5 protein-coding genes are annotated in these 3,535 nt (G+C 46.2%); all 5 read right to left on the bottom strand.

Annotated features, from left to right (window positions below; translation table 11 throughout):
• Nucleotides 1–521: pyridoxamine 5'-phosphate oxidase family protein (locus QVA83_RS16935; protein ID WP_287498731.1), on the bottom strand; the 521-nt coding region annotated here is incomplete at its 3' end.
• A 35-nt stretch (nt 522–556) separates the two neighbouring features.
• Entirely contained in the window at nt 557–1,339 is a 783-nt protein-coding gene (locus QVA83_RS16930) for a TatD family hydrolase (RefSeq protein ID WP_014979120.1), read from the bottom strand.
• A gap of 63 nt (nt 1,340–1,402) precedes the next feature.
• Nucleotides 1,403–2,290, bottom strand: coding sequence for a DNA polymerase III subunit delta' (gene holB, locus QVA83_RS16925; protein ID WP_156078262.1), 888 nt, complete (start codon nt 2,288–2,290; stop codon nt 1,403–1,405).
• Complete coding sequence (tmk, locus tag QVA83_RS16920) at nt 2,290–2,940, bottom strand: dTMP kinase (RefSeq protein WP_014949218.1); 651 nt, start codon at nt 2,938–2,940, stop codon at nt 2,290–2,292. Before tmk ends, holB begins: the two co-directional genes overlap by 1 nt.
• Before the next feature lie 59 nt (nt 2,941–2,999).
• On the bottom strand, nt 3,000–3,535 hold a 536-nt coding region (gene mltG / locus QVA83_RS16915), incomplete at its 5' end, for an endolytic transglycosylase MltG (RefSeq protein WP_287498730.1).

The following is a 3,535-nucleotide window of genomic DNA, read 5'->3' as shown; positions in this document are numbered from 1 at the left end:
CCGTCTTTTTGATGCCACTCTCGACTTTGAGGGTTACCTCTCAAATTCAGGTAATCTACGCTATCAATAGCCAGCATGATCACGCAAAAGTGAGGTGGAACTACACCAAAATCCCCTTCAACCTGTAGTGCCGAACCATCGTTTCTTGGTGTGCCTGGCTCGCCCCATAAGAACTGCTTTTTGCCCGCATCTGACAATTTATTCCAGTGCTGAATAACTAAGTCAGCATCTTGATGTAACGTTATTATTGTTGCAGTACAAGAGAAGCGATATTGCTCCCTGGTTTTAGAAAAATACCAACAAACCTGCGAGTGAGGATTCTGGCCAAGCTGGTCATATTTATCTGAGCGGGTGTCAGAAATAACCACCAGTTGGTTGTCGTCGGTGATCCCTCTAAAAACCACGGTACGGCAGTACGGTACACCACTACCGTCCACAGTAGCTAACTGAAAGTAACGACTTTCTGGCATACTGCGGGTTTGGTGAAGACTCTTTGTCAACCCTTGTCGCCACTGGGGCATAACCACCTCCGAGAGTAAAATCGCCTGGTTTACCGCTACGCGGCTTTCTTCTTCGCAGCTAAAGAAAACAGCGTGTAAAAGTTTTGCGTGGTAATTTCCGCTAGTTCTTTTACCGTCACGCCTTTAAGCTCAGCAATAAATTCTGCCACTTCTACCACGTAACCTGGCTGGTTTTGTTTACCTCGATGAGGAACTGGCGCAAGCCATGGTGAGTCAGTTTCAATAAGTAGTCGCTCTAAAGGGATCGCTTTTACCACTTCACGCAATTCATCTGCTGAATTAAAGGTTACGATGCCTGAAATAGAGATATAGAAGTCCATCTCTATTGCTGCCAGCGCCATGTCTAATGACTCAGTAAAGCAATGCAAAACACCTTTAGTGTGCGCAGCTTTGTGTTGGCGGAGTAAGTTAATGGTGTCTTCCCGTGCATCCCGCGTATGAATAATTAACGGCTTTTTAGTTTCGTTAGCTACTTTGATGTGGTCGACGAAAGACGTTAGCTGGACTTCTTTACTTTCCGGACTATAAAAATAGTCCAGCCCAGTTTCGCCAATGGCTACCACTTCTTCACGCTGCGCCTTCTCTAACAGTTCTTCATAGCTACACGCTTCATCTTGATGTAGTGGGTGCACACCACAAGATACTGATACATCTTCAAACTGACTTACAGCTGCTAACATGCTGTCGTAATCACCAACAGATACGCACACACAAAGGAAGTGTTCAACACCTCGGGTTCTTGCGAAATTTAAGGTTTCAGCCAGCTCTTCTGGCCCTTGCTTAAGTCGGTCTAAGTGACAATGAGAATCTACGAACAAACTACACCTGTTTTAAAAAATTGCTGTTAGACAAAAGGGCTTCGACAAGCCAGCGTTTGCCTATTAACGTTGAAATTGCTTTAGTAACCCAAAAAGTACCATTGATTTGTTAACACCTGCGTGCTGCAGCGTTCTTACCGCATCAACACACGCTTCATAGCGTTTAAAATCAACAGCCTGTTGACGTTTTATGTATTCGTCATGGGCCATCTGTTGACACCACAATGCGATTTGAGGCGCATTGTCCTGCCACTTATTCGCAAGCGTTTGTACTTGCAAATTTGCATCGCCTGCTAAGAGCGCTTGCATACCATCGCTAAAATTGCGATAGCTAATGTCTTCTTCACCACTGAGGGCCTCTTCTACGCGAAGAGGAGCATAGCCATAAGCTGCCAGTAACGCTTCGCTTGCATCTTCTACGCCCTTAGCGTTTAAGTAGTTCAAACTATCTGACACTGACGGGAGTGAGAGTATCTGCCGTTCACATCGACTTAATATGGTCGGCATAATTTTATTGATACTGTCAGTGATCAGCAGCAAGAAGGTATTATTTGTGGGTTCTTCTAAGGTTTTCAACAGTGCATTAGCTGCCGCTTCCGTCATAGTATCGGCACGGGGAATCAACAACACTTTATTGCCCCCCATTTGCGCAGTACCTGATAGCTTACCAATGCCCTCGCGAATTTTATCCACACCTAACTGCTTTTCACTTTCTAAAACATGAAAGTCTGGGTGGTTTCCAGCTTGCCTCAAATGGCAACTTTGACACTGTTCACATGGCCCATTTATGCTTGGCTGCTTACACAATAGCGCATTGCTTAACCCAAACGCGAGTTGGTATTTTCCAATTCCCTTTGGCCCTGTCAGCAATAAACCATGGTGTAGTTTCTTTGCCATATATCGCGACAGTAACGTCGAGAACGTTGTAGCAAACCAAGGCATTACTTGCATTAACCTTTCCCCTGCTGGCTTTCGCTACTTGTGTTCGTCACATAGTCATTGATAATCGCAATCACGTCTTGATGAACCTTTTCCATAGGCTGCATTGCACTGACAACGACGATAGATTCATCTTGCTTAGCAAGAGACAAGTATTTAGCACGAGTTCGTTCGAAAAAGGCGAGCCCCGCTTGCTCAATGCGGTCAAGCTCCCCTCGCCCGCGGGCGCGCTCTAGTCCAACAGCAGGCTCGACATCCAGATATAGGGTTAAATCTGGCTTAAACCCTTTAAGGGCGATATCGCTGATGGCCGACATTGTTTTTCCACTGACGCCCCGACCACCGCCTTGATAGGCTTGAGATGACAGGTCGTGTCTGTCACCTACCACCCACGCGCCGGCATCAAGTGAAGGTAAGATTTTATTGGTAAGTAATTGCACACGCGCCGCATACATAAGAAGTAGTTCAGTCTCCTCACTCACGGTCTCATCCCAGTCGTGTTTTACACATTCTCGAATGGCTTCTGCCATCGGTGTGCCGCCTGGCTCACGAGTTTGCTCAACGCGCTTTCCTGCACCTTTTAATGCTTGAACAATCAGCCCAATCACTGAGCTTTTTCCTGCCCCTTCAAGGCCTTCAACTACAATAAACTTTCCGCGCATTAGTTTTTAAACTCTGTTTTTATTTAGCTATAACGTATTAGTTGTCTGCATCAATACGGCTATCGTTTTAACTGGTATTTTCGCACAGCTGCATTGTGTTCAGCTAGTGTCGTAGAAAATTGATGGCTGCCATCGCCCTTCGCCACAAAATAGAGTGCATCCGTTGTCAGTGGGTGCAACGCAGCGTGAATGGCGGCCTTGCCTGCCATCGCGATAGGCGTAGGTGGGAGCCCTTTAATAACATAGGTATTGTAAGGCGTTGCTGTTCGCAAGTGCTTACGGGTAATGTTTCCGTCAAACGTAGGACCGATACCATAAATCACGGTGGGATCAGTTTGAAGACGCATATTTCTGTTTAGCCTATTGACGAAAACGCCTGAAATCATGTCACGTTCCGCAGGCACAGCCGTTTCTTTTTCAATGATACTCGCTAAGATAAGAGCCTCGTAAGGTGTGGCTAACGGCAGTTCGGCATCCCGTAATTCCCATTCGCTAGAGACAAAGTCAATTAGCGCGCGGTGTGCTCTTTTCAATACCTCGCTTGCGGTTGTGCCTTTGGTAAAGAAATACGTATCAGCCAAATATACGCCCTCTG

Source organism: Alteromonas sp. AO-Serp, from assembly GCF_017849675.1.
Classification (GTDB): Bacteria; Pseudomonadota; Gammaproteobacteria; order Enterobacterales; family Alteromonadaceae; genus Alteromonas; species Alteromonas macleodii.
Note: the sequence above shows the minus strand (reverse complement) of the source record. Positions and strands in the feature narration are given on the sequence as shown.